At 71.1% G+C, this 24448-nt stretch carries 17 protein-coding genes; 7 read left to right on the top strand and 10 right to left on the bottom strand.

All coding sequences use genetic code 11. The features are described from left to right. Window positions 1–12 precede the first annotated feature (12 nt). The 7 genes from ACIRPU_RS30750 to ACIRPU_RS30720 all read right to left on the bottom strand — a co-directional run bounded on the left by ACIRPU_RS30750 (window position 13) and on the right by ACIRPU_RS30720 (window position 10793). On the bottom strand, window positions 13–1680 hold the full coding sequence (locus ACIRPU_RS30750; protein ID WP_403872964.1) for a histidinol-phosphatase: 1668 nt from the start codon (window positions 1678–1680) through the stop codon (window positions 13–15). Window positions 1681–1700: 20 nt separating this feature from the next. Beyond that, window positions 1701–3563, bottom strand: a complete 1863-nt coding sequence (locus ACIRPU_RS30745) for a LamG-like jellyroll fold domain-containing protein (RefSeq protein WP_403872962.1) — start codon at window positions 3561–3563, stop codon at window positions 1701–1703. Window positions 3564–3602: 39 nt separating this feature from the next. Then, window positions 3603–6545, bottom strand: a complete 2943-nt coding sequence (locus tag ACIRPU_RS30740) for a glycoside hydrolase family 2 TIM barrel-domain containing protein (protein WP_403872960.1) — start codon at window positions 6543–6545, stop codon at window positions 3603–3605. Further along, window positions 6542–7405, bottom strand: a complete 864-nt coding sequence (locus tag ACIRPU_RS30735) for a carbohydrate ABC transporter permease (protein ID WP_403872958.1) — start codon at window positions 7403–7405, stop codon at window positions 6542–6544. The genes ACIRPU_RS30740 and ACIRPU_RS30735 overlap by 4 nt, the downstream gene beginning before the upstream one ends. A 15-nt stretch (window positions 7406–7420) precedes the next feature. Further along, window positions 7421–8383 (bottom strand): sugar ABC transporter permease, encoded by a 963-nt coding sequence (locus tag ACIRPU_RS30730; protein WP_355706258.1) that lies wholly within the window; start codon window positions 8381–8383, stop codon window positions 7421–7423. Continuing rightward, window positions 8383–9669, bottom strand: a complete 1287-nt coding sequence (locus ACIRPU_RS30725; protein WP_403872955.1) for an ABC transporter substrate-binding protein — start codon at window positions 9667–9669, stop codon at window positions 8383–8385. The genes ACIRPU_RS30730 and ACIRPU_RS30725 overlap by 1 nt, the downstream gene beginning before the upstream one ends. A 104-nt stretch (window positions 9670–9773) precedes the next feature. Next, window positions 9774–10793, bottom strand: coding sequence for a carbohydrate kinase family protein (locus tag ACIRPU_RS30720; protein ID WP_403872953.1), 1020 nt, complete (start codon window positions 10791–10793; stop codon window positions 9774–9776). A gap of 159 nt (window positions 10794–10952) precedes the next feature. On the opposite strand from ACIRPU_RS30720, the gene ACIRPU_RS30715 reads away from it, so the two are divergent. From ACIRPU_RS30715 to ACIRPU_RS30700, 4 genes are all read left to right on the top strand, one after another. After that, window positions 10953–11717: a DeoR/GlpR family DNA-binding transcription regulator gene (locus ACIRPU_RS30715; RefSeq protein WP_355706274.1), complete on the top strand. Its 765-nt coding sequence runs from the start codon at window positions 10953–10955 to the stop codon at window positions 11715–11717. Then, complete coding sequence (locus ACIRPU_RS30710) at window positions 11714–13051, top strand: 6-phospho-beta-glucosidase (RefSeq protein ID WP_403872951.1); 1338 nt, start codon at window positions 11714–11716, stop codon at window positions 13049–13051. Before ACIRPU_RS30715 ends, ACIRPU_RS30710 begins: the two co-directional genes overlap by 4 nt. Before the next feature lie 114 nt (window positions 13052–13165). Further along, a complete protein-coding gene (locus tag ACIRPU_RS30705) occupies window positions 13166–16237 on the top strand; it encodes an alpha-mannosidase (protein ID WP_403872949.1) in 3072 nt (1023 codons plus the stop codon). Between the two features lie 81 nt (window positions 16238–16318). Next, a complete protein-coding gene (locus tag ACIRPU_RS30700; RefSeq protein ID WP_403872947.1) occupies window positions 16319–17569 on the top strand; it encodes an alpha-L-fucosidase in 1251 nt (416 codons plus the stop codon). A 334-nt stretch (window positions 17570–17903) separates the two neighbouring features. Here the strand turns inward: ACIRPU_RS30700 and ACIRPU_RS30695 are convergent, their stop codons facing one another. Both ACIRPU_RS30695 and ACIRPU_RS30690 read right to left on the bottom strand, forming a co-directional pair. Next, a complete protein-coding gene (locus tag ACIRPU_RS30695) occupies window positions 17904–19592 on the bottom strand; it encodes a fibronectin type III domain-containing protein (RefSeq protein WP_403872945.1) in 1689 nt (562 codons plus the stop codon). Between the two features lie 166 nt (window positions 19593–19758). Continuing rightward, window positions 19759–20910: an ATP-grasp domain-containing protein gene (locus ACIRPU_RS30690; RefSeq protein ID WP_403872943.1), complete on the bottom strand. Its 1152-nt coding sequence runs from the start codon at window positions 20908–20910 to the stop codon at window positions 19759–19761. Window positions 20911–21259: 349 nt separating this feature from the next. On the opposite strand from ACIRPU_RS30690, the gene ACIRPU_RS30685 reads away from it, so the two are divergent. After that, window positions 21260–22144, top strand: coding sequence for a metallophosphoesterase family protein (locus ACIRPU_RS30685; protein ID WP_403872941.1), 885 nt, complete (start codon window positions 21260–21262; stop codon window positions 22142–22144). Continuing rightward, entirely contained in the window at window positions 22141–22836 is a 696-nt protein-coding gene (locus ACIRPU_RS30680) for a 4'-phosphopantetheinyl transferase (RefSeq protein WP_403872939.1), read from the top strand. Before ACIRPU_RS30685 ends, ACIRPU_RS30680 begins: the two co-directional genes overlap by 4 nt. 21 nt (window positions 22837–22857) lie before the next feature. Here ACIRPU_RS30680 and ACIRPU_RS30675 read toward each other — a convergent pair whose 3' ends face one another. Beyond that, on the bottom strand, window positions 22858–23127 hold the full coding sequence (locus tag ACIRPU_RS30675) for a hypothetical protein (RefSeq protein WP_403872937.1): 270 nt from the start codon (window positions 23125–23127) through the stop codon (window positions 22858–22860). Between the two features lie 239 nt (window positions 23128–23366). Between ACIRPU_RS30675 and ACIRPU_RS30670 the strand changes: the two genes are divergently transcribed. Beyond that, entirely contained in the window at window positions 23367–24398 is a 1032-nt protein-coding gene (locus ACIRPU_RS30670) for an alpha/beta fold hydrolase (RefSeq protein WP_403872935.1), read from the top strand. Window positions 24399–24448: the final 50 nt, after the last annotated feature.

The following is a 24448-nucleotide window of genomic DNA, read 5'->3' as shown; positions in this document are numbered from 1 at the left end:
TTCGGGGCCGCGTCAGCCGACGACGTCCACGAAGATCGGGTTGGAGTAGAACCAGGTGTCCACCCACGGGTCGCCGTTGCCCGGCTCGTGGGGGATCGGGCCGTGCGGGTCCACGGAAGCACCGAGGTAACCGGTTCCGTTCCGGTTGCCGTCGCTGCCGCGCAGACGGAGGTAGCAGGACTCGTCGCCCACCGTGACCGGTACGCGCAGGGTGTAGGTCCCCTTGCGGCCGCTCACGTCCGTCGTGCGGACGACCTTCGTGTCGGGAGCCCGCCAGGTGTCGCGGTCGGACACCGCACCGCGCACCGCGCCCCGGATCACGTCCACGTGCGCCAACTGCGGCAGGATCCCCTGGGGGTTGGGGCGGGAGGCGCTGGTGACCGTGATCTCCAGCGTGAGCTTCTCGCCCTTGCGCACCCGCAGCCGGCCGCCGAGCGTGACGCCCCGCCCGTTGCCGTGCTCCCGCCGCAGCCGGACCTCCAGGCCGTCGAGCAGATGCCCGTGGTCCAGCCAGACCCGGCCCTCGCGCAGACCCGTCATCACCGCCCGGTAGCCGTAGCGGGTCACGCCGACGTGGGTGCGGCTGAACTGCCCCGGCCAGAAGTCGCTGCCGGGCTGCGGGGTGTCGGTGTTCACCGGATCGGGCAGCCTGCCGGTGTTGTCGAAGTTCTGACCCGCGGGCCAGTCGCCGTTCTTCCAGGTGTCGAACACGGTCCGGTGGTTGTCGGAGTTGGTGGTGACCGAGAACAGTCGGCCCTCGGCCAGCATCGAGTCCCACAGGCCGCCCACGGTCGCGGTGGCCCAGTCGAAGCCGCCGTACGTGAGGTAGGCGTCCGCCGGGTAGCCCGCCCAGGACTGGGCGGACGGCTTGTTCTCGTACTCGCCGCGGAGGGACGTGGCACCGCGCCAGCCGGGGATCGCCGCGCCCTGGGCGCCCGGCGCGCCCTCCATGCCGATCATGATCTCGGGTGCCGCGTCGCGCCAGTTGCGCAGCTCGTGCGGGGAGTCGATGCCGAGGCGCAGCGGGTGGTTGGCGAAGACGAGGACGTCGTCGACGTGGCCGGTGCGGCGCTGCTCGGCCAGCCATCTGACGGCCTTGACGGCGTGCGCCTCGTTGCGGGCGGTGTCGGCCGCGCCGGCGGCGCCCTCGGTGTACCCGAGCAGCTTGCCGTCGTAGGCCAGCTCGAACTTCGTGAGCAGATCGGTCTCGTGCGGGCCGGGGGCGGCGAACACGGTGCAGTGCTCGGCGGCCGGGATGTACCACTCCAGGCCCTGGAAGATCAGCTGGCGCGGGTTCGCGGCGCGGGCCTCGAGGATCTCCTTGTGTTCCAGCGCGGCGCCGTAGGAGGCGTGCCCGAAGTTGGAGTGCTCGTTGAACACCATCCAGTCGAGGCCGTAGCGGGCGGCGGCCCTGGCCTGCTGGGAGAAGGTGTACTTCGCGTCATGGCTGTAGACGGAGTGGACGTGGTGGTCGCCCACCAGGTAGGCGAGACGCGGGTCCTCGCCGCCGTGGCCGCGGCCGGCGGCGGCTACGGCCGGGGTGGCCGCGCCGCCGAGGGCGAACGCGGCGCCGAAGAGGCCGGCGCGGCGCAGAAGTCCGCGCCTCGACACGCCCTGCGCGTCGAGAACGGCGGGCGAGACGGACGGATCGGCCCAGGCGGGCAGTTGCTGCTCGGTCACGGTGATCCTCGTGAAGAAGGTCAGTGGTTCATGAAGGAGGTGACGGGCAGCGCCCGCGAGACGATCCGGACGTCGCCGAGGCGGCCGTGCAGGATCTGGTCGATCTGTCCGCCGTACTCGTAGCCGCCGAGCAGCCACGGCAGCCCGACCGAGGCGATGCCGGCGGACGCCGCCTTCGGGTTGCGCACGGTCGGGCAGCCCTCGACGTACAGCGTGGTGTGCCGGCCGTCGTTGACGACCGCGAGGTGCCACCAGGTCTCCAGCGGGGTCTCCTGACCCCAGTTGGTGGCGATGCCCTCCTGGTTCAGCGGACGCATGGCCCACTGCGGTTCCCGGTCGTTGGACAGGGAGAGGGTGGCGAGCGGCTCGTCGGGGTCGTCGCCGGTCTTGCCGACCGCGCCGCCCGTTCCGGTCCGGCTGACCAGCCCCGACCAGGCGTGGTGCGAGGGGTCCCAGTCGGTGGGGAGGCGGTAGAACGCCTCGATGGTGTAACCGTTCCTGAAAGTGGCCGAGTTGAGCGGGGCGCCGTCGACCGTGCGCAGATAGGCGCCCTTCAGCGGGGACTTGTGCCCCTGGAACTCCAGGCTGCCGTGGCCGGGTTGGTCGGGATGGTGGTCGGACGACCAGTTCAGCGCGCCGCCGCCCACGGTCACCAGGGTGAGGTCGTTGCCGCGCCCGGACAGGTCGCGTACGGTGCCGCCGACCGCCGTACCGTCGTCGTGGCCGTCGAACCGCCAGTAGGCGACCGTGTCGCGCACCAGCACCTTCGACACGGGACGGGCGGGACGCGCGGGCACCGGATCGAAGCCCGCGAAGCGCTCGGCGAAGTCGATGTCGACCGTGAACCGGTCGGCGTCGCCGCTCAGTTCGATCTCCTGCCGCTCCAGCTCGTTGAGCCCCTTCGCGGCCCGGCCGAGGATCCATGGGGAGACCGTCTCCACGTCGATGACGTTGCGGTCGAGGTCGAAACGGTAGAGGCGGATCATCGCCGCGCCGCCGAAGTACCGGTTCTGATAGTTCGTCAGATGCAGGTGGACGTCATGCCCGGCCGAGTTCCTGCGCGTCGCCCGCCCGGCGGGCCAGTAGTGCCCGTTGAGGGTGAGGAAGATCTGGTCGTGGTCCTCGATCAGCCGGTCCCACAGCTGCTGTCCGTACGCCGACAGGGAGTCGTCCTCGACGACCAGCTCGTGCGTGGTCAGGACGACCGGTGTCCTCGGGTGCCGGGCGAGGACGTCGGCCGCCCAGGCGTACCCCTTCTCCGACAGCCGCCAGTCCAGCGCCAGCACCATCCACTCCCGGCCGCCCGCCCGGAACAGGTGGAAGGTGTTGTAGCCGTCGGGGGAGGCCCCGCCGAACGTGGACTTCCCCTGGAAGCGCCGCGGACCGAAGGCGTCCAGGTACGGGGTCGCGCCGCGCTGGTCGGTCGTCGACGACTTCACGTCGTGGTTGCCGGCCAGCACGCTGTAGCCGACCCCGCGCCGGTCGAGCAGCCCGAACGCCTCGCTGATCGCGGTGACTTCGTCGTTCGCCCCGTTCTGGGTGAGGTCGCCGAGGTGGGACAGGAACACGAGGTTCTCGGCGCCGTCCTCGTCACCGCGCTCGAGCAGGTAGCGCAGGGACGCCTCGACCGGCGCCTTGTCGATGCTCGGGCCGTCGAAGAGGTACTGCGTGTCGGGCATGACGGCGAGCGTGAAGCGGCGGCTGTCGGGGTCCGGTCGCCACGTGGCGGAGGACGTCTCGGCGGCAGCCGCCTGTGCCGTGGCGGGCAGCGCGAGGCCGGCCGTGGCGGCCGCGCCGAGCAGCGCGGTGGCCCGGAGGAAACCGCGTCTTCCGGCACCGGCCTGCGCGGCCTCGCCCTGTTCGTGGGCATGCGAAGTACACACGTGTGCTCCGTAGGTGGGTCCGTTGCGGGGAAAGGGGGTTCAGAGGACGCGCAGGGTCCAGCTCCAGCGGTGGACGCCCGGTGCGACGAGGTAGGAGGGGAAGGTGTCGGGGCCGCACGACGCCGTGCCGAGGCCGCGGTGCGCCGCGTCGAGGTGCACCACGCAGCCGGCGCGCGGGACGAGTTCGTCGTGGTGGGTGACGGCCGCCAGGTCCTCGGCGCGGTGGCGCGTGACGGAGACCTGGCGCGGCTCGTCCAGCGTGACGGCGAGGCCGGTGGCGTCCGGCGCGGAGAGCGTGAAGCGCCGCACACCGTGCCGGCCGCCGCTCTCCTGCGGACGCAGATAGGGAGTGAACAACTCGTCGACAGAGGCGCGGTGATGGCCCACCGGCGCGCCCGCGCTACGGTCCGGGTACGACTCCCAGGGCCCCTGCCCGAACCATTCGAGCAGGTCGAGCCCCGCGACGGTCTCGAAGACCGAGCCGACCCGCGCCACGTCGTCGAACTCCTCGGGCAGCTCGGCCTGTTCGTCGATCCGGATGCCGCCCTCGACCGGCGTGAACACCTGCCGGTGCCGGACGACCCCGGTGGCGCCCGCGTACTCGGCGAGCACGATCACCCCGTCGCCCTCCTGGCGCACGGACACCGGCTTGCGCACGAGGGCGTCCAGGCCCCACGTCCGCCAGCGCAGTGCCGACCCGCCCAGCTCGTCGTTGTCGGTGGGCGCCCGCCACAGCGACAGCGCGGGCGCGGAGGTCAGCAGGGGGTGGACGAGGAGTCCGTCCGCGTCGATCTCGACGCGGCCGGAGCCCCCGCGACCGGAACCCACCGGGTCCTCGACGGGCGCCGGCGCCCGCAACCGCACCTGCGGCGCGCACACCTCCGTGCCGCGCGGGGCCCACGGCAGGTCCTCCGCCGTGGTCACCCGCAGTGTCAGCCACGCCTCGCCGCCGTCCTCCGGCAGCGCGAACGGCAGCGGCACCACGGCCGTCTCGCCCGGTCGCAGGTCGGGCAGTTCGGCCGCCGCGGTGAGCGTGCCGCCGTCGGCGAGCGACAGCTCCCACTCGCCCGCGAGCCACTCCAGGCCGCGGAAGTGCTGATGGTTGGAGAGGACAAGCCCTTCGTGCCGCAAGCCCTGGAGCCGCAGGGGCGCGGCGAGCTCCCGGTGCTCGTACATCACCGGCTTCGGGGTGCGGTCCGGGAAGACGACGCCGTCCGCGACGAACGCGCCGTCGTGGTCCTTCTCGCCGAAGTCGCCGCCGTACGCCCAGCGGTGGCCGGGCGTGGCGACACCGTTGTCATAGAGTCCGGCGCCCCCACGCCCGACAGGTCTTCCGTCGTTCACACGCTGGAGGATGCCGTGGTCCCAGAACTCCCAGATGAACCCGCCCTGAAGACCCGGGGTGGCCTCGATGGCGGCCCAGTGGTCGGCCAGCGTGCCGTTGCTGTTGCCCATCGCGTGGGAGTACTCGCACTGGACGAGCGGCTTGGTCTGCCGCCCGGACAGCGCGTGCGCCACGCAGTCCGCCAGGGGCGCGTACATCGGGCAGGCGATGTCGGAGGCGATCTCCGGGTCGGCCCAGCCGCGCTTGGCGGCCCCCTCGTACTGCAACGGCCGGGTCGGGTCGTGCCGGCGCACCCAGCCCGCGGCGGCGTCGTGGTTGGCGCCGTAGTCGGACTCGTTGCCCAGCGACCAGATGATGACCGACGGGTGGTTCTTGTCCCGCAGCACCATCCGCGAGACCCGGTCGACGAAGGCGTTCAGATAGCGCGGGTCGTCGGCGATCTCGTGGGCGTGGTCGTGGGACTCGATGTCCGCCTCGTCGACGACGTAGAAACCGATTTCGTCGGCGAGGTCGTACAGCGTGGGGTCGTTCGGGTAGTGCGCGGTGCGGATCGCGTTGAAGCCGAAGCGCTTCAGCAGGACGAGGTCCGCGCGCATGTCGTCGTACGACACCGTCCGCCCCGTCAGGGGGTGGAAGTCGTGCCGGTTCACCCCCCGGATGAAGATCCGCTCGCCGTTGACCAGCAGATCCCGGCCGACGATCTCCACGTCGCGAAAGCCGATCCGGTGGCGGGAGGCGTCGGCGACGCTGCCGTCGGCGCGGTGCAGCCGGACCGTCAGGTCGTACAGCTCGGGCGTCTCGGCCGTCCAGGTGCGGACCTCGGGCACGCGCGCGTGCAGGCGGGCCTCGCCGAGGAAGGCGGAGACCCGCTCGTCCTCGGCGTTGAAAAGGTCGAACTCCGCGTCCTGGGCCAGCGGCAACCCGTCCAGTTCCCCGCTGACGTACCAGCCCGCGGGCAGCGCTCCGCCCGCGTCGCGTACCAGGCAGTCGACCCGCAGTTCGCCGTCCCGGGCGGCCCGCACGGTCACGTCGGCCAGCCGCAGCGGGTCGGTGGCGTACAGCAGCACCGAGCGGGTGATCCCGGCATGCCACCAGTGGTCCTGGTCCTCGATGTGCGAGGCGTCCGACCACTTGACGACCGTCAGCCGCAGTACCGAGCGGCCGCCGGGGCGTACGACGCCCGACAGATCGAACTCGGCCGCCAGATGCGAGTCCTTGGAGATGCCGACGGGCCGCCCGTCCACATGCACCAGCAGCACGCTCTCGGCGGCCCCGACCTGGAGCACGACGCGGCGCCCGGCCCACTCGGCGGGGACGTCGATCTCCCGCTCGTACACACCCGTCGGATTGTCGGCGGGCGACAGTGGGGGGAATTCTGTATACGGCATACGGACGTTCAGATACTGCGGAAGGTCGTCCGTGCCCTCGATGGTCTGCATGGTCCATACGCCGGGCACGGATGCCGTCGACCAGGGACCGCCGACCGGCGCGTCCGGAGCGGACAGCAACTGAAACCGCCAGTCGCCGTCCAGGGAGTTTGCTCCGGAGCGCCGGTCGACGGCGTTCATGGGCAGCCGTCCCCACGAGGTCACCTCGGGCGCCTCCCAGGGACGGAGCGCCAGCAGCGGATCCGTCACTTGATCGCGCCCTTCGCGAGGTCCCCGATCATCTGGCGGGCGCCGATCGCGAACACGATCAGCAGGGGGACGAGGGCGAGCAGCGCGCCCGTCATGACCATGCCGTAGTCGGTCGTGCCGTGGGTGCCGTTGAGCTGGGACAGCGCGACCTGGAGGGTCACGTTGTCCGGGTTGGTCAGGGCGATCAGGGGCCAGGCGTAGTCGTTCCACTGGCCCATGAAGGTGAAGATGCCGAGGAAGGCCAGACCGGGCCGGACCACCGGGAGGGCCACGTGCCAGTACTGGCGCAGGAAGTTCGCGCCGTCGATGCGGGAGGCGTCGAGGAGCTCGTCGTGGATCGCGCCCTTCATGTACTGGCGCATCCAGAAGATGCCGAACGCGTTGGCGGCCGCCGGCACGATCAGTGCCGTCATCGAGCCGATCCAGCCGAGCTTCGCCATGATGACGAACTGGGGGATGGCCTGGAGCTGCGCCGGAACCATGAAGATGAACATGAGCAACACGAACAGCAACCGCTTGCCCGGAAACTCGAACTTGGCGAAGACGAAGGCGGCCAGCGAGTCGAAGAACAGGACCAGGAAGGTCACCGATCCCGCCACCAGCAGCGAGTTGAACATCGAGCCGAAGAAGTCGATGTTGTCGAAAAGGCTGCGGACGTTTTCCAGGAAGTGCGTGCCGGGCAGCAGCCTGGGCGGGTAGGAGAAGATCTCCGACGACGTGTGCGTCGACATGATCACGGCCCAGTAGAACGGGAAGGCCGAGAGCAGGACGCCGACGACGAGGGCGGCGTGCAGCCCGATCCCTCTGCGGCGGGACCCGTCGATCCTCTTGGTGCGCCGTGTTTCTTGGGTGGATGCCATGGTGTGCGGGCCTCCCTATTCTTCGCCCCGGCGCTGCACCAGCCGCCAGTTGATGATCGAGAAGAGGACGACGACGAGGAAGATGCCCCACGCCACGGCGGCGCCGTAGCCGAAGTCGTTGTTGTCGAAGGTCTGCTGGAAGAAGTAGAGGACCATGGTCCGGCCGGCGTGGCCCGGACCGCCCGAGAACGTCGAGTCGTTCGAGGTGTTCTGGAGCAGCACCTGCGGCTCGGAGAAACTCTGGAGGCCGGTGACCGTGGACACGACGAGCACGAACAGCAGCACCGGCCGCATCATCGGCAGCGTGATCCGGAAGAAGGTCTGCACCGGCCCCGCGCCGTCCATGCGCGCCGCCTCGTACAGCTCGCTCGGGACGGTCTGGAGCCCGGCGAGGAAGATGATGGCGTTGTAACCGGTCCACTGCCAGGTCATCAGCGTCGCGATGGCGATCTTGATGCCCCACGGTGTGTTCAGCCAGGCGATCTGGTCGAAACCGATTGCCTGGAGGAAAGCGTTCACCAGGCCGAAGTTGGTGGAGAAGACCGAGCCGAAGATGATCGCGATCGCCACGACCGAGGTGACGTTCGGCAGGAAGTAGGCGACGCGGTAGAGGTTCTTGAAACGGACCGCCGAGTTGAGCATCACGGCCGTCACCATCGCCAGGAAGATCATGGGGAAGGTGGCCAGCGCCCAGATGACGATCGTGGTCCCGATCGAGCTCCAGAACTCGGAGTCGTTCAGCAGGTACTGGTACTGCGACAGCCCCGCCCACTCCATCGAGCCGAGGCCGTCCCAGCGGTGGAAGGAGAGGTAGAGCGAGAAGCCGACGGGGATCAGGCCGAAGCAGAGGAAGAGCAGGTAGAAGGGGGAGATCGCGGCGTAGAGGTGCCAGTACTTCCTGAAGCCCTGGCGGGGGCGGGCGACGGGGACGTCCGCCACGACCGCCGGGGGCTTCTCCAGCGTGGGGAGGGTGGCCATCAGTAGCTCACCCCCAGGTGCTTCGCGATGCGCCGGCATTTGCTCATGGCGTCACTCCAGGCCTGCTCCGGGTCCTTGCCGAGGACGCCGACGTTCTTGATCTCGTCCTTGATGGGCTGCCCGAGCGCGACGTCGAACGGGCTGTTGTAGGCGACCACGATCTTCTGCGCGGCCGGACCGAAGACGTCCATCGTGACCTGCCCGCCGAAGAACTCGTCCGGCTCGCGCACCTGCTTCAGGCCGTACGAGGCGGGGGTCGAGGGGAAGAGCCCCGCGTCCACGAATCCCTGCGCCTGGTTGCCCGCGTCGAGCATCCAGCTGATGATCTGGAACGCCCGCTCGGGTTCCCGGCACGCCTTGGTGACCGACAGGAAGGAACCGCCGTTGTTGGAGGGCCGCACGGGCATGTCGGCCACCCGCCACCGGCCCTTGGTCTTCGGCACGCCGTTCTTGAGGTCGCTGGTGGCCCAGGAGGCGCCCAGCTGGCTCGGCAGCTTGCCGTCCTCGACGGCCGACAGCTGGTCCGGGGTGCCGTTGACCAGGTTCGACACGATCTTGCGCTGTTTGGCCTCCACGGCGAGCGCCCAGGCGTGGCGCACATGCTCCCGGTCGCCGATGAAATGGCGGTCCTTGTCGACGTAGCGCGCGCTGCCCTGCTGCACCACGTTCTCGAAGACGCTGTTGACGTCGGTGAGCAGGAAGGTCCCCGGTATCCGCTGCCGGAGCCGCTCGCCCGCGGCGAAGAACGTCTCCCAGGTGTCGAGCTCCTTCGACACGTCGGCGGGCTCGTAGGGCAGGCCCGCCTTCCGGAAGACGGCGTACTGGTAGAAGTGCGCCACCGGCCCGCAGTCGATCGGGAAGCCGACCATGGTGCCGTCGTCCGCGATGCCCTGCTCCCACTTCCAGGGCAGGTACCGGGACCGGTGCTTGTCCGCGCCGAGCGTGCGCAGGTCCACGAACTGGTCGGCGTTGGGCAGGTAGGACGCCATGTCCTCGCCCTTCAGACCCGCGATGTCGGGGACGTGGGCGCGGCCGGCCATCGTGGTGATCAGCTTCGACCGGTAGTAGCCGCCGATCTTGATGGCCTGGAGGTCGACCGCGCTGTCGTATCGGGCCCTGGCGTTCTTGACGACCGTGTCGCCCAGGCCTCCGTCCCAGTACCACAGGACCATGTTCCGGCCGGTCGAACCGGCCGGAACGGCACAGCCGGACGCCAGGCCGCCGAGCGCCGTGGCGGCCGAACCGGCCAGGCCCGCACGGAGCAGGCCTCTACGTGAGAGCCGCACAGCTCCCACCGCCTTTCGGATCTGTTCGCGTCTTCGCAGACGGGGTGCAGACGGGGTGCAATTCGAGGGGTACGCGTGGGTTCGTCTTCTGGATGCGGGTGCGGTCAGTGCCGCGGGGCGGGCGGGGTGACCGGCGCGTATCGCACCGGCGGCCCCACGTCCGCCGGGATGCGGTCGGCGAGGAAGCCGTACGCCCGCACGAGCTCGGGGTCGCGCAGCGCGCGCCACCAGCGGTCGACGCCGTACCAGCCGGGCGCCGCCAGCGCCCCGCCGTGGTGCTGTACGGAGAGCCCGGCGGCGAGGACGGCGAACCGCAGCCGTTCCACCAGCGGCCAGCCGCCGAGCGAGGCCGCCACGAAGCTCGCGCCGAACACGTCGCCGGCGCCCGTCGCGTCCAGGACATCGATGTCAAGGGCGGGGACCTCGGCGTACTCGCCGGTCGTCTGATCGACCGCGATCGCGCCGTCGGCGCCCCGGGTGATCACCGCCACCGGAACCAGCTCCGCGAGCGTGCCGAGCGCGGCGAGCGCGCTGTCGGTGCGCGTGTACGCCATCGCCTCGATCTCGTTGGGCAGGAAGGCGTGGCACAGGGCGAGTTGGTCGAGCAGGTCGGTGGACCACTGCCGGGTGGGGTCCCAGCCGACGTCGGCGTAGATCTGGGTGCCGTTCGCGGCCGCCTTGGCGAGCCAGGCGCGTGGTTCGGCCTCGAGGTGTACGAGTGCCGTGCGCGCCTCGGGCGGGTCGCCCATCAGCGCGTCCTGCGAGTACGGCGGTTCCTGGCCGTGGGTGACCAGGGCCCGGTCGTGGCCGCGCGCGAGGGCGACGGTGACCGGCGTGTGCCAGTCGGCGGCCACGCGGGACAGGCCCAGGTCGACGCCCTCCTGACCGGCGAGGACCTCGTGGCAGTGGGCGCCGTAGAAGTCGTCGCCGAAGACCGTGGCCAGCGAGGTGCGCAGGCCGAAGCGGGACGCGGCCACCGCGAGGTTGGCGATGCCGCCGGGGCCGCAGCCCATGCCGGCCGTCCAGATCTCCTCGCCCGGCGTCGGCGGTCCGCCGAGCCCCGTGAGGACGAGGTCGTAGAAGAGCAGCCCGGTGAGCAGCACCTCGGGCCGGTCGTCGTCCACCGCACATCCTCCTCGCCGCGGGAGCTCGTCCCGTCGGGGGGAGCTCGTCAAATCTCTTCAATTCGGTGACCGGAATCGTGCGCCCCTCGGCGACATTGGTCAATACCTCAGCAGAAGTGAGCATGGATTTGATTGAAGATGACGAGTAGTGTTCACGTCGTGCTGGCAGAACGACGACATCAACTCATCCTGCGGGCCCTGCGCTCCGGTGGCCCCGCGGCCGTGACCGATCTCTCCGAGCAGCTGGGCGTGAGCCCCGCCACGATCAGACGTGACCTGGTGAAACTCGAGGAGGACGGCCTGCTCACCCGGGTGCACGGCGGCGCCGTCGCGGAGGACGGCGACCAGCCCTTCGCCGAGGTCGCGGAAGTGCGGGTGGGCGAGAAGGACGCCATAGCCGCCCACGCGGCGGCGATGGTCGCCGACGGTCAGTCGGTCCTCCTCGACATCGGAACCACCGCCTACCGCCTGGCCCGGCAGCTGCACGGCCGCCGGCTGACGGTCATCACCAGCAACCTCGTGGTCTACGAGGAGCTCGCCGACGACGAGGGCATCGAGCTGGTCCTGCTCGGCGGCATGGTCCGCCGCGAGTACCGCTCCCTGGTCGGTTTCCTCACCGAGGACAACCTGCGCCAGCTGCATGCCGACTGGCTGTTCCTGGGCACCAGTGGAGTGCGCCCCGGCGGGCAGGTGATGGACACGACGGTCGTCGAGGTGCCGGTGAAACGGGCCATGATCAAGGCCGGTGACAAGGTCGTCCTGCTCGCCGACGCGGCGAAGTTCCCGGGTACGGGCATGGCGAAGGTCTGCGGTCCCGAGGACCTGGACGTGGTGGTGACGAACACGCCGGTCGATCCGGCGACCCGGTCCTCCTTCGAGGAGGCGGGCGTCGAGGTGGTCGTGGCAGGAAAGGTGCAAGCGTGAAACTGACGATTCTGGGCGGCGGCGGGTTCCGGGTGCCGCTCGTGTACGGGGCGCTCCTGACGGACCGCGCCGAGGGCCGGGTCACGGAAGTCGTTCTGCACGATCTGGACGACAGTCGGCTGTATGCAGTCGCCCGTGTACTGAATGAGCAGGCGGCCGTCGTCCCCGACGCGCCCCGGGTCACCGCCACCACCGACCTCGACGAGGCCCTGCGCGGCGCCGACTTCGTGTTCTCCGCGATCCGCGTCGGCGGCCTCGAGGGCCGTGCGAACGACGAGCGGGTGGCCCTGGCCGAGGGTGTCCTCGGCCAGGAGACGGTCGGCGCGGGAGGCATCGCCTACGGTCTGCGGACGGTTCCCGTCGCCGTCGACATCGCCCGACGGGTGGCCCGCCTGGCCCCCGACGCCTGGGTCATCAACTTCACCAACCCGGCGGGCCTGGTCACCGAGGCCATGTCCCGTCACCTCGGCGACCGGGTGATCGGCATCTGCGACTCGCCGGTCGGGCTCGGCCGCCGGATCGCCCGCGTGCTCGGCGCGGACCCGAAACAGGCGTGGATCGACTACGTCGGTCTCAACCACCTCGGCTGGGTCCGCGGTCTGCGGGTCGCCGGCCGCGACGAGCTCCCGCGGCTGCTCGCCGACCCCGACCTGCTCGGTTCCTTCGAGGAGGGCAAGCTGTTCGGCGTCGACTGGCTCCGGTCGCTCGGCGCGATCCCCAACGAGTACCTGCACTACTACTACTTCAACCGGGAAGCCGTACGGGCCTACCAGCAGGTCGAGAAGACCCGCGGCGCCTTCCTGGCCGACCAGCAGGCCCGCTTCTACGAGGAGATGAAGCGCCCCGACGCCGCGGCCCTGACCGCCTGGGACCGCACCCGCGCCGAACGCGAGGCCACCTACATGGCCGAGAACCGGGAGACGGCCGGCGCCGGCGAGCGCGACGCCGACGACCTCTCCGGCGGCTACGAGAAGGTGGCGCTCGCCCTGATGCGGGCCATCGCCCGGGACGAGCGCACGACCCTGATCCTCAACGTCCGCAACCAGGGCACCCTCTCGGTGCTGGACGCGGACGCCGTCATCGAGGTGCCGTGCCTCGTCGACGCCAACGGCGCGCATCCGGTGGCCGTGGCCCCGCTGCCCGACCACGCCACCGGGCTGGTCTGCGCGGTCAAGGGGGTCGAGCGCGAGGTGCTGGCCGCCGCCGAGTCCGGCTCCCGCGCGACGGCGGTGAAGGCGTTCGCGCTGCATCCCCTGGTCGACTCGGTGAACGTGGCCCGCAAGCTGGTCGAGGGCTACGCCGACGTCCATCCGGGGCTGGCGTACCTTAGGTGAGTCCTGGAGGGAAAGCGCTTTCCCCGCCTCCCTCCGGTCAGCTCGCCCCCGGCCCTCCGGCCGCCCGGCCCCCCGGCCTCCCCGCCCTTCGTGGTCCCTCTCTGGAGATTCCCCATGCATGACGAACGCCGCCGCATCGAGGAGCGCGTCGAGCGCGTCCACAACCAGCGCGTCAAGCCCGCGATCTACGCGGCCCGCGTGAACTTCGAGGTCGAGGCCTGGCAGGCGCCGGGGGAGCCCGTCCCCTTCGCTGAGGCCGCGGCCGCCGTCTACGAGCCCTTCGCGATGGACACCCCGTGGGGGCCGCCGTGGGGCACCACCTGGTTCCGGATGCGCGGGCAGGTGCCCGCCGAGTGGGCCGGCAAGCGCGTCGAGGCCGTCATCGACCTCGGCTTCGTGGGCGACTGGCCCGGCAACCAGGCCGAAGCCCTCGTCCACCTGACCGACGGGACGCCGCTGAAGGCGGTCAACCCGCTCAACCAGTACGTGCCGATCGGCAACCCGGCGACGGGCGGGGAGACCATCGACTACCTGGTCGAGGCGGCCTCCAACCCGGACATCCTGGCGAACGACTTCGCGGGCCCGACCCTGCTGGGCGATGTACTGACGGCGGGCGACCGTCCACTGTATACATTCCGCCGTGCCGACATCGCCGTCCTCGACGAGGAGGTCTGGCACCTCGACCTCGACCTCCAGGTGCTGCGCGAGCTGATGGTCCACCTCGGCGAGCACGAGCCGCGCCGCCACGAGATCATGCACGCCCTGGACCGAGCCATGGACGCCCTCGACCTGGACGACGTCTCCGGCAGCGCCGCGGCCGTCCGCGAGGTCCTCGCACCCGTGCTGGCCAGCCCCGCCCACGCCAGCGCCCACACCATCTCCGGCGTCGGTCACGCGCACATCGACTCCGCCTGGCTGTGGCCGATCCGCGAGACGAAGCGCAAGACCTCCCGCACCTTCTCCAACGTCACCTCGCTCGCCGAGGAGTACGACGACTTCATCTTCGCCTGCTCGCAGGCCCAGCAGTACGAGTGGGTGCGCGACAACTACCCCCAGGTGTGGGCGCGCATCCAGGAGTCGGTGAAGAAGGGGCAGTGGGCGCCGGTCGGCGGCATGTGGGTCGAGTCCGACGGCAACCTGCCCGGCGGCGAGGCGATCGCCCGCCAACTGGTCCACGGCAAGCGGTTCTTCATCGAGCACTTCGGCATCGAGACCAAGGGCGTCTGGCTGCCCGACTCCTTCGGCTACAACGCGGCCTACCCGCAGCTCGCCAAGCTCGCCGGGAACGACTGGTTCCTCACCCAGAAGATCTCCTGGAACCAGACGAACAAGTTCCCCCACCACACCTTCTGGTGGGAGGGCATCGACGGCACCCGCATCTTCACGCACTTCCCGCCCGTCGACACCTACAACGCGCGGTTCAGCGGCGAGGAGATGGACCGCGCCGTGCGCAACTACTCCGAGAAGGGCGGCGGCACGCGTTCGCTCGCCCCCTTCGGCTGGGGCGACGGCGGTGGCGGCCCCACCCGCGAGATCATGGAACGGGCGCGCCGGCTGGCCGACCTGGAGGGCTCGCCCAAGGTCGTCGTCGAGCACCCCGACGCGTTCTTCGCGAAGGCCCGCGCGGAGTACCCGGACGCCCCCGTCTGGGTCGGCGAGCTCTACCTGGAGCTGCACCGGGCCACGTACACCACCCAGGCCCGCACCAAGCAGGGCAACCGCCGCAGTGAACACAAGCTGCGCGAGGCCGAGTTGTGGGCGACGACGGCCGCACTGCACGCGCCGGGCTACGCCTACCCGTACGCGAAGCTCGACCGGCTCTGGAAGACGGTGCTGCTGCACCAGTTCCACGACATCCTGCCGGGCTCCTCGATCGCCTGGGTGCACCGCGAGGCGGAGGCCGAGTACGCGCGGGTCGCCGATGAGCTGGAGGCGCTGACGGCCGAGGCGGTCGCCGCGCTGTCCGGCGGGCGGCGGAGCGGCTCGCTCCGGGTGTTCAACACCAGCCCGTACGGCCGTGCCGAGGTGGTGCGCACGCCCGAGGGCGCGCCGGCGTACGTCGAGGTGCCCGCGAGCGGCAGCGCGCCGCTGACCGGCGCCGAGCCCCCGCGGCCGGTGACGGTCTCCGGGCGTGTCCTCGACAACGGGCTGGTGCGTGTACAGGTCGCGGAAGACGGCACACTGTCGTCCGTATACGATCTGCGGGCCGACCGTGAAGTCCTCGCCGACCAGGGCAACCTGCTGCGTCTGCACACCGACCTCCCGAACTACTGGGACGCCTGGGACATCGACAAGCACTACCAGAACCGGTACACCGACCTGCTGGAGCCGGACGCGGTGACGATCGTCGAGGAGGACCCGCTCGTCGGCGCGATCCGGGTCACGCGCTCCTTCGGCAAGGGCTCGACGATCACCCAGACCATCACGCTGCGGGCCGGCAGCCCCCGCGTCGACTTCGAGACCGACATCGACTGGCACGAGGCGGAGAAGATCCTCAAGGCGGCCTTCCCGGTGGACATCCGGGCGCCGCACTCCTCCGCCGAGATCCAGTTCGGCCACATCCAGCGCCCCACCCACACCAACACCAGCTGGGAGGCGGCCCGGTTCGAGGTCTCCGGCCACCGCTGGGTGCACATCGGCGAGCCCGGCTACGGCGTCGCCGTCATCAACGACTCCACCTACGGCCACGACGTCTCCCGCACGGTCCGCGAGGACGGCGGCACGACCACCACCGTGCGCCTCAGCCTGGTCCGCGCCCCGCGGATCCCGGACCCCGAGGCCGACCAGGGCCGGCACCGCTTCACCTACGCGCTGCTCCCCGGCGCGAGCATCGAGGACGCGGTCGCCGAGGGGTACTCCCTCAACCTCCCGCTGCGCGTGGCCGACGCGGCGGACACCACCCCCGAGCCCGTCGTCTCGGTGGACGGCGAGGGAGTCACCGTCGAAGCGGTGAAGCTCGCCGACGACGAGTCCGGGGACGTCGTCGTCCGGCTCTACGAGTCACGCGGCGGCCGCTCCACCGGCACCCTGCGCACGGGCTTCCCGCTCGCGGGCGCCCAGGTGACCGACCTGCTGGAGCGGCCGCTGGAGCCCGCGGTCGTCGGCGAGGACGGCACGGTCGGCGTCGTACTGCGGCCGTTCCAGATCCTGACGCTCCGCCTGGAGCGCGCCGCCACCGGCCGCTAGCGGCGGCCCCCGGGGCGGGCGCGACCCGGCGCGCGCCCGCCCCCGCCCCCGAAGTGCTCTGCTCTGCTGAGGAGTTCAGCCGTGCCCATGCAACCCTGGTTCACCGACGCCAAGTTGGGGATCTTCGTCCACTGGGGCATCTACGCCGTCGACGGCGTCCAGGAGTCCTGGTCGTTCTACGACGACATCGTGCCCCACGACCGGTACATGTCCCAGCTGGACCGCTTCACCGGCGCGCAGTACGATCCGCGGGCCTGGGCCGACCTGTTCGCCCGCGCCGGAGCCAAGTACGCCGTCCTCACCAGCCGTCACCACGACGGCGTCGCCCTGTGGGACACGGCGTACGGGGATCTGAACCTGGGCCGTGACCATCTCACCGGCTACGCCGAGGCCCTGCGCGAAAAGGGCCTCAAGGTCGGTCTGTACTACTCGCACTCCGACTGGAACCACCCCGACTACGCCACCACCCGCAAGCCGGGCCGCCCGCCGGAGATGGAGGACAACCGCTACTCCGAGTGCTCCGCCGAGGACGAGGACCTGCCGGCCTGGGAGCGGTTCCTGGCCTACCGGGACGGTCAGATCCGCGAGCTGGCCTCCCGCTACCGGCCGGACCTGATGTGGTTCGACGGCGAGTGGGACCGCAGCGAGGAGCAGTGGCGCATCAAGGAACTCGCCACGCTGATCCGCTCGTACTCCCCGGACGTGGTCTTCAACGCCCGCATGCTCAGCGAGGGGGACTACGCCACCCCCGAACAGGGCGCCCCCATCGAACCCCCCGACGGGCCCTGGGAGTTGTGCCTCACCATCAACGACTCGTGGGGATACCGGCACCACGACCGGAACCACAAGTCGCTCGCCCAGCTGATCCGCTACTTCACCGAGACCATCGGCGGCGGCGGCAACCTGCTGCTCGACGTCGGCCCGAAGGAGGACGGCACCATCCCGCAGCCGCAGGTCGAGCGCCTCGAAGGCCTGGGGGAGTGGATCCGCAAGCACGCGGAGGCCGTGTACGGGACGGTGCGGGGCCTCCCGGCCGGGCACCACTACGGGCCCAGCACCCTTTCCGCCGACCGCCGCACCCTCTACCTCACCCTGTTCGACATCCCGCGTTCCGAGATCGGAGTCCGGGGTCTGGTCACGCCGGTCCGCAGGGTCACCGTGCTCGGCACCGGAACGGAACTCGGCCACCGTGTCGTCGGCGGACTGCACGAGGCGGTCGGCGTGCTGTGGATCGACCCGCCGGCCGGTTCCGATCTCGACCCGCACGCCACCGTCCTCGCCCTGGAACTGGACGGCGAACTGGAGCTGTACCGGGGGGCGGGACGCTTCTGAGGCACTCCGGCGCGGGTGGTCGGGACCCGGCGAGCGGGAGGGCTGCCGAGTCGGCCGAACGGCCGGGCCGAGCACAACGGTTCGGGTCGGCCGGTCGCTCCCCGTGACAGCGGCCGACCGACCCGATCCCCCGTACCGCCGGGAATCCCCCGTCGATTCCCGGTCTTTCCCCCGTTGATCCCTGTGCTTCCCCCTGGAGCCCCGTGCTTCCCCGGTTGCTCCCCCGTGGGGCCCTTCCCTCTTAAGAGCGGGTCCTCCGGATCCTGATACACCCGTCGCCGAAAAAGTCCCCCGGACCGTGGTCCGGGGGACTCTCGCTCGCGTCCGGGGGCGCTCAGCCGGTGAAGCCGGCCGTGATCGAGGTGAACTGCCAGGTGCTCTGGCTGATGCCGGAGCAGTTGCTCACCACGCCACCGCCCGGGCAGGGCCGGTCGCGGTTGACGGCCCAGTAGGCGAGCCGGGCGATGTGGTGGCTGTTGGACCAGTCACGGATCTGGGTCCAGATCGCCGGAGTGGTGTTCTCCTGCTGGTCCGACAGGCCGTTCATGCCGGAGATGCCGATGTGGGCGTAGGCGGTCGCGTCGTCCCAGCCGAAGGTGGACTTCAGCTTGTTCTTCAGCCCCTCGGTGGCGTTCACGGTGTTGCCGTACATGTCCGAACCGCCGCCGAAGTCGAACGGCATGATGGTGAAGACGTCGATGTCGGCGCCGAGCGACTTGGCCTGCTCGATGAGACGGTTGCCGTAGTAGGTCGGTCCGGTCGTGGACGTCCCGAAGGTGACGATGGTCTTCAGGCCGGGGTTGTTGGCCTTGACCGTCTTCAGGGCGGTGAGGATCCGCGCCTGCACGGCCTCGTTCTCGAACTCGTCCGTGTTCTCGATGTCCATGTCGATCGCCTTGAGGGAGTAGGCGTCGATCACCTTCTGGAGCGCGGCCGCCAGCGCGCCGGCCGAGGAGCAGTTGGCGCCGAGCTTGCTGCCCTGCCAGCCGCCGAACGAGGGCACGATGTCACCGCCCGCCGAGCGGACCTGGTTGATGACGCTCTGGTCGACCCCGCCGGTCAGCGGCCGGTTGCCGTCCCACATCGGGTTGCACCCGCCGCCGTCCAGCACGAACGCCATCGTGAACCACTTGACGCCGGTCGAGCTCATCACCGTGGACACGCTCGGCGGGTCGCCCCAGCCCTCGAACAGGTAGGGCGCGGCCTGCTTGAACCCGGTCCCGCCTCCGCCGCCCGCGTTCGTCGTGACACTCACGGAGTTGGAGGCGGCGGAGGTGTTCCCGGCGGCGTCGCGCGCCTTCACGGTGAAGGTGTACCCGGTGCTCGCGGACAGCCCGCTGACCGTGGCCGCCGTGCCCGACACGGTGAGGACCTTCGTGGACCCGCTGTACACGTCGTAGCCCGTGACGCCGACGTTGTCGCTCGCGGCGTTCCAGGACAGCGACACGCTGGAGGACGTCTTGCCGGTCGAGGTCAGCCCGCCGGGCGCGGTCGGCGCCTGGGTGTCGGAGCCGCCCCCGCCGCCCGGCCCGTCCAGGCTGATGTCGTCGGCGTAGTAGGTGCCCTGGGCGTACCAGCCGTGGACGTAGATCGTGGCGCTGGTCTGCGAGGCCCCGGTGGTGAAGGACACCGACAGCCGGCCGTAGGCCGACGGCGAGGACGTCCAGGTGGAGGCGCCGCCGTCGACGCCGAGGTAGACGTAGGAGCCGCGGACCCAGCCGGTCAGCGCGTACGTGGTGTTCGGCTGGACCGGGACGGTCTGGCTGCACTTGGCGATGTCGCTCGAACTCACCGCTCCCGCGAGGGCCTTGGAGCCGCCGTGGGTGGGCGAGGAGACGACGGAGCCTAGGTTGCCGGTGCAGGACCAGGGCGCGAGGGCGCCCGACTCGAGACCGGGGTTGGTGAGGATGTTGGCCGCCTGAGCGGTGCCCGGCAGGGCCACGGCCCCGGCGAGGGCGAGACCGGCGGTGCCGAGCAGGGCGAGGAAGCGACGCCATGGGCGTCCGAGGGATGTGGTGCGCACGCGATCTCCCTGAAGGAATGGGGGTGTTCGGGAGTGCAGGGGAGTGCAAGGGGGTGCGCAACAAAGTTGGTATGGACCAATCCGCCTGTCAAGACGAGAGGCGGAATTGGTCCATACCGGTGGGGTGAATGTCCTGCTTGGTCTTGTCCGGAGCGCTTGGTCCTACCTAGAGCGGCAGGGCCTGCGCGGCGCCCGCCGTGGTCACCTCGACGGAGTCGGCGGGCGCGGGCACGGCCGACAGCAGCGGCTCGGCGGTCTCCTCCATCCGCTGGTGCGGCAGTGTGACCGCGCGCAGCGGACGCGGCCCCGACACCACCGTGTAGTCCTGCCCCAGGAACGGCGGCACGATCTCGCCCGGGTCCTCACCGAGCGCCAACTGCACAGCCGCCCAAGGGGCGTTGACGCCGCACAGCGAGAGCTGGTGGAGTCCGCCGGCCGGGCGGGTGTTGACGTCCATCAGGACCGGGCGGTCGCCGAACATCCGGAACTGGATGTTGGACAGGTAGTGCAGCCCGAAGCCCTCGGCGATGAGACGGGCCGGCTCCAGCCACTGCTCGTGCAGGGTGAACCCCCGGCGGCGTCCGTTCTTCGTCCGGCCGATGGCCATCCGCAGGATGTTGTCCGGGCCGGTGAGGCAGTCCACGGACACCTCCGGCTGCTCCAGGCGCGGCATGACCAGCCAGTCGATCTGCTCCTCGCCCTCCTCCTCGGCCCGCTTCAGTGCCTCGACCACCATGTCGAGCTGGACGTACGGGCTCGGGAAGCCGCTGAGGTGCATCAGCGAGAAGGGGGTGCGGGTGATCACCCGGAAGCCCACCCCGCCCGCGCCGGACGCCGGCTTGAAGCACGCCCGGTGCCCGGCCTCCTCCAACTCCTCGACGGCGGCCACGAGTTCGTCCGCCGTCCGGGCCCGGAACCACGGCGGCACGGGCACGCCGATCGCCTGCACGGCCTCGTACGCGATCACCTTGTCGTGGAAGACGGCGACGGCCTCCGGCGGCGGCGCCAGCAGGGCCGTGCCGATCGCGTCGAAGTCGGCGCGGTGCGCCACGACGGCCGCCTGGTGCAGCCGGGGCACGAACACGTCGATGCTGCGGCGCTTGCACTGCGCGAGGGCGTACTCGACGTACGCGGCCGGGGAGAGGCCCTCCGGCTCCAGCTCGGCGGTGTCGGCGGCGGCCAGTACGGGGGAGTCGGCGTCACCGTGCGTGGCGTGGATCTCGACCGCGCGGTCGCTGGGATTTCGTCGCAGCTGATCCGAGAAGAACACGTTCTCCGCGTACGTGCGGTTGAGCCAGACGCGTACGCGAGAGACCATGCAGGCCGCCTTTCACGGTTCGCGGGCAGGGCAAAGCGGGCCCGGCCCGGGCAGGGGGATTGGTGGGTCACCAAACCGCCCTGCGGAAGGGACGTCCATGGCGGTGGTGTTGGGGCGATCATACGGCTTCCCGGGGGTGCCGCGTGCAACGCGCGTGTTACGGAATTTCCGATCTTGTTCACGTGAGGCGCATGTTCGGGTAGGGGCGCGCTACGGCGCAGGTGGGACCGTGTCCGGACCCGGCGCGCGGCCCGATTCGACCTTGTACCGCACGCGTGAGTGTGTTCTCGTGGTGGCACTGGTGTATTCGTGAGGATGCGGAGAGTGGGCTCGTGAACGGGGGCGGAAGGTGACGTCGACGGGCGGCGGCGGGGGGCGGTCGACGGCCGGTGGTGCCGGGCGACTGCTGGCCATCAGTGATCTCCACATCGGTTATCCGGAGAACCGTGCTCTGGTCGAGGCCATGGCCCCGGAGTCGGACGAGGACTGGCTGCTCGTCGCCGGCGACGTCTCGGAGAACGTGGCCGACATCCGCTGGGCGCTGAAGACCCTCGCCGGCCGTTTCCGCAGGGTCGTCTGGGCGCCCGGCAACCACGAGCTGTGGACCCATCCCACGGACCCGGTCACCCTGCGCGGAGTCGCCCGCTACGAGCACCTCGTCGAGGTCTGCCGCGACCTGGGCGTCACCACGCCCGAGGACCCCTACCCGGTGTGGGAGGGCCCCGGCGGCCCGGTGGTCGTCGCGCCGCTGTTCCTGCTGTACGACTACTCCTTCCTCCCGGCCGGCTGCGCCACCAAGGAGGAGGGGCTGGCGTACGCGGAGGGCACCGGCATCGTCTGCAACGACGAGTACCTGCTGCACCCCGACCCGTATCCGAGCCGCGAGGCCTGGTGCCGGGCCCGCGTCGCCGAGACCGAGCGGCGGCTCGCGGAGATCCCCGACGACCTGCCCGTCGTCCCCGTCAACCACTATCCGCTGCACCGGCACCCGATGGACGTGCTGTGGCACCCCGAGTTCGCCATGTGGTGCGGCACCGGGCTCACGGCGGACTGGCACCGCAGGTTCCGGATCGAGACCATGGTCTACGGCCACCTCCACATCCCGCGGACCACCTGGCACGAGGGCGTGCGCTTCGAGGAGGTGTCGGTGGGCTACCCCCGTGAATGGCGCAAGCGGACGCAGCCGCCGGGACGACTGCGCCGCATCCTGCCCAGGGAGGCCGGGACCGAGTGATCGAGGACCTGTTGCCGGAGTCGGTGGTGGCGGTGGAGGCCTTCGGCGAGGAGGGCGTCCGCGAGTTCGGGAGCGCGCCGCTGTACCCGCAGGAGGAGGCGCTGGTGGCGCGGGCGGTCGCCAAGCGCCGCCGCGAGTTCACCGTCGTACGCTCCTGTGCCCGGCGCGCCATGGAGAAGCTCGGCGTGCCCGCACAGGCGGTGCTGCCCGGCGAGCGCGGCGCCCCGCAGTGGCCTGACGGCCTGACGGGCAGCATGACCCACTGCGCGGGCTACTGCGCGGCCGCCCTGGTCCGGGCCGCCGACCTGGCCTCCCTCGGCATCGACGCCGAACCCCACGAGCCCCTTCCCGAGGGCGTCCTGTCCGCGGTCGCCCTGCCCGCCGAGGCGGAGCGGCTCGGCGCGCTGGCCGCGGGCCGTCCCGAGGTGCACTGGGACCGGCTGCTGTTCAGTGCCAAGGAGTCCGTCTACAAGGCGTGGTTCCCCCTCACCCGCAAGTGGCTGGACTTCAGCGAGGCGGACATCGACGTCATCCCCGTCACCGGCCCCGCCGGGGACTCGCACGGCGTCTTCCGCGCCCGGCTGCTCGTCCCCGGACCGGTGGTCGGCGGCTACCGGCTCGGGCACTTCGACGGCCGCTGGACCGTCCGGCGGGGGCTGGTGGCCACAGCGGTCACCGTGCACCACGGCTGAGGCGGCGCACCGCACCCGGGGTCACTTCCCCGGGCACCAGCTGTGCAGCAGCCGGAAGAACTCCTCCTCGTTGCCCGCCAGGCCCGCGGCGGCCAGGGCCTGTTCCGCCTCGGCCAGGACGGCGGGCGGGACCACCGGGGGCAGCCGGTCGTGCGGCGCAGCGGGCGCGCCGACGCCTCTGTCGTCCCCCTGGTCCCCCTCGTCGCCGAAGGCGGCACGGACGGTGTGCAGCAGCCGCAGGTAGGCCTGTACGGCGGTGCGCTCGCGGTCGGTGAGTACGGCAGTGGGCATCGGTCGGCTCTCCCCGTGTCGGCGTCGTGTCCCCCGCGCCCGACGGCGCGTACGCCCCCGTGCGGCGGCGCACCCCCCAGCTTGCCGCCCCCCACTGACAATCCGGCCTGACCCGACCTCGGTTCGCCCGCTTAGCGGAGGCGAAACCTCCTTGAAATCCCCTGGCGGAAACGGGTCCTACGCTGAGGTGAAGGGCTTTCGGCGGACGGCCGGCGGCCAGGGAATCAGGAGGCGAGCGGGTGGTCGACGTCCCGCGGTGGCGCCCGGCGCGCGGCACTCGGCTGCGCCGGGTGGGCGACGCAGAACTGGAGTTGCGTTACCGGGTCGTGCACGGTTACCGGCGTGCCTTCCGGATGGCCGGCGAGGGCCCGGCGCTGGTCCTCGTCCACGGCATCGGCGACTCCTCGCGGACCTGGGCCGAACTGATCCCCGACCTCGCCCGCACCCATACCGTCATCGCCCCCGACCTCCTCGGTCACGGCGCCTCCGACAAGCCCCGCGCCGACTACTCGGTGGCCGCGTACGCCAACGGTCTGCGTGATCTGCTCAGCACGCTCGGCATCGAGTCGGCGACCCTGGTGGGGCACTCGCTGGGCGGGGGAGTGGCGATGCAGTTCGCCTACCAGTTCCCCGAGCGCACCGAACGGCTGATCCTCGTCAGCGCGGGCGGAGTCGGCCGGGAGGTCAACCCCGCCCTGCGGCTGGTCTCCCTGCCGGGCGCCCATCTGGCGCTGTCCGCCCTCCGGTTGCCGGGCGCGCGCTTCCAGGTCGGCCTCGCCGTCGGTCTGATGAAGCTGCTGGACACCGATCTCGGCCAGGACGCCCCCGATCTGCTGCACCTCGTCGACGCCCTGCCGGACGAGACCGCGCGCAACGCCTTCATCCGCACCCTGCGCGCGGTCGTCGACTGGCGCGGCCAGGTCGTCACCATGCTCGACCGCTGCTATCTGACGGCCGGCATGCCGACGATGCTGCTCTGGGGCGACCGGGACAGCGTGGTGCCCGTGCGGCACGCGTACGGCGCCCACGAGGCGATGCCCGGCAGCCGGCTGGAGATCTTCGAGGGGGCCGGCCACTTCCCGTTCCACAGCGACCCCGCCCGGTTCCGCGCCCTCGTCGAGGAGTTCACCCGCACCACGGCCCCGGCCGACTGGAGCCGCGACCACTGGCGCCGGCTGCTGCGCGAGGGCCGGCCCGGAACGGGGACGGCGGGTACGCCGGACGGCGCGGCACGGGACCTGCGCGGGGCGAGCGAGCGCAGCGCCACCTGACGGCCGTACGAGCGGGCCCGGAACGCGCAGCCGCCCAGGCATGCGGTCCA

Origin of the sequence: Streptomyces sp. NPDC102259 (assembly GCF_044766465.1) — a bacterium.
Lineage (GTDB): Bacteria > Actinomycetota > Actinomycetes > Streptomycetales > Streptomycetaceae > Streptomyces.
This window is presented reverse-complemented; position numbering and strand designations above follow the sequence as displayed.

Coding starts and splice junctions, on each gene's coding strand:
- ACIRPU_RS30675 (WP_403872937.1), bottom strand. CDS start 23,127: ATGCCCACTGCCGTACTCACCGACCGCGAGCGCACCGCCGTACAGGCC.
- ACIRPU_RS30705 (WP_403872949.1), top strand. CDS start 13,166: ATGCATGACGAACGCCGCCGCATCGAGGAGCGCGTCGAGCGCGTCCAC.
- ACIRPU_RS30730 (WP_355706258.1), bottom strand. CDS start 8,383: ATGGCCACCCTCCCCACGCTGGAGAAGCCCCCGGCGGTCGTGGCGGAC.
- ACIRPU_RS30735 (WP_403872958.1), bottom strand. CDS start 7,405: ATGGCATCCACCCAAGAAACACGGCGCACCAAGAGGATCGACGGGTCC.
- ACIRPU_RS30690 (WP_403872943.1), bottom strand. CDS start 20,910: ATGGTCTCTCGCGTACGCGTCTGGCTCAACCGCACGTACGCGGAGAAC.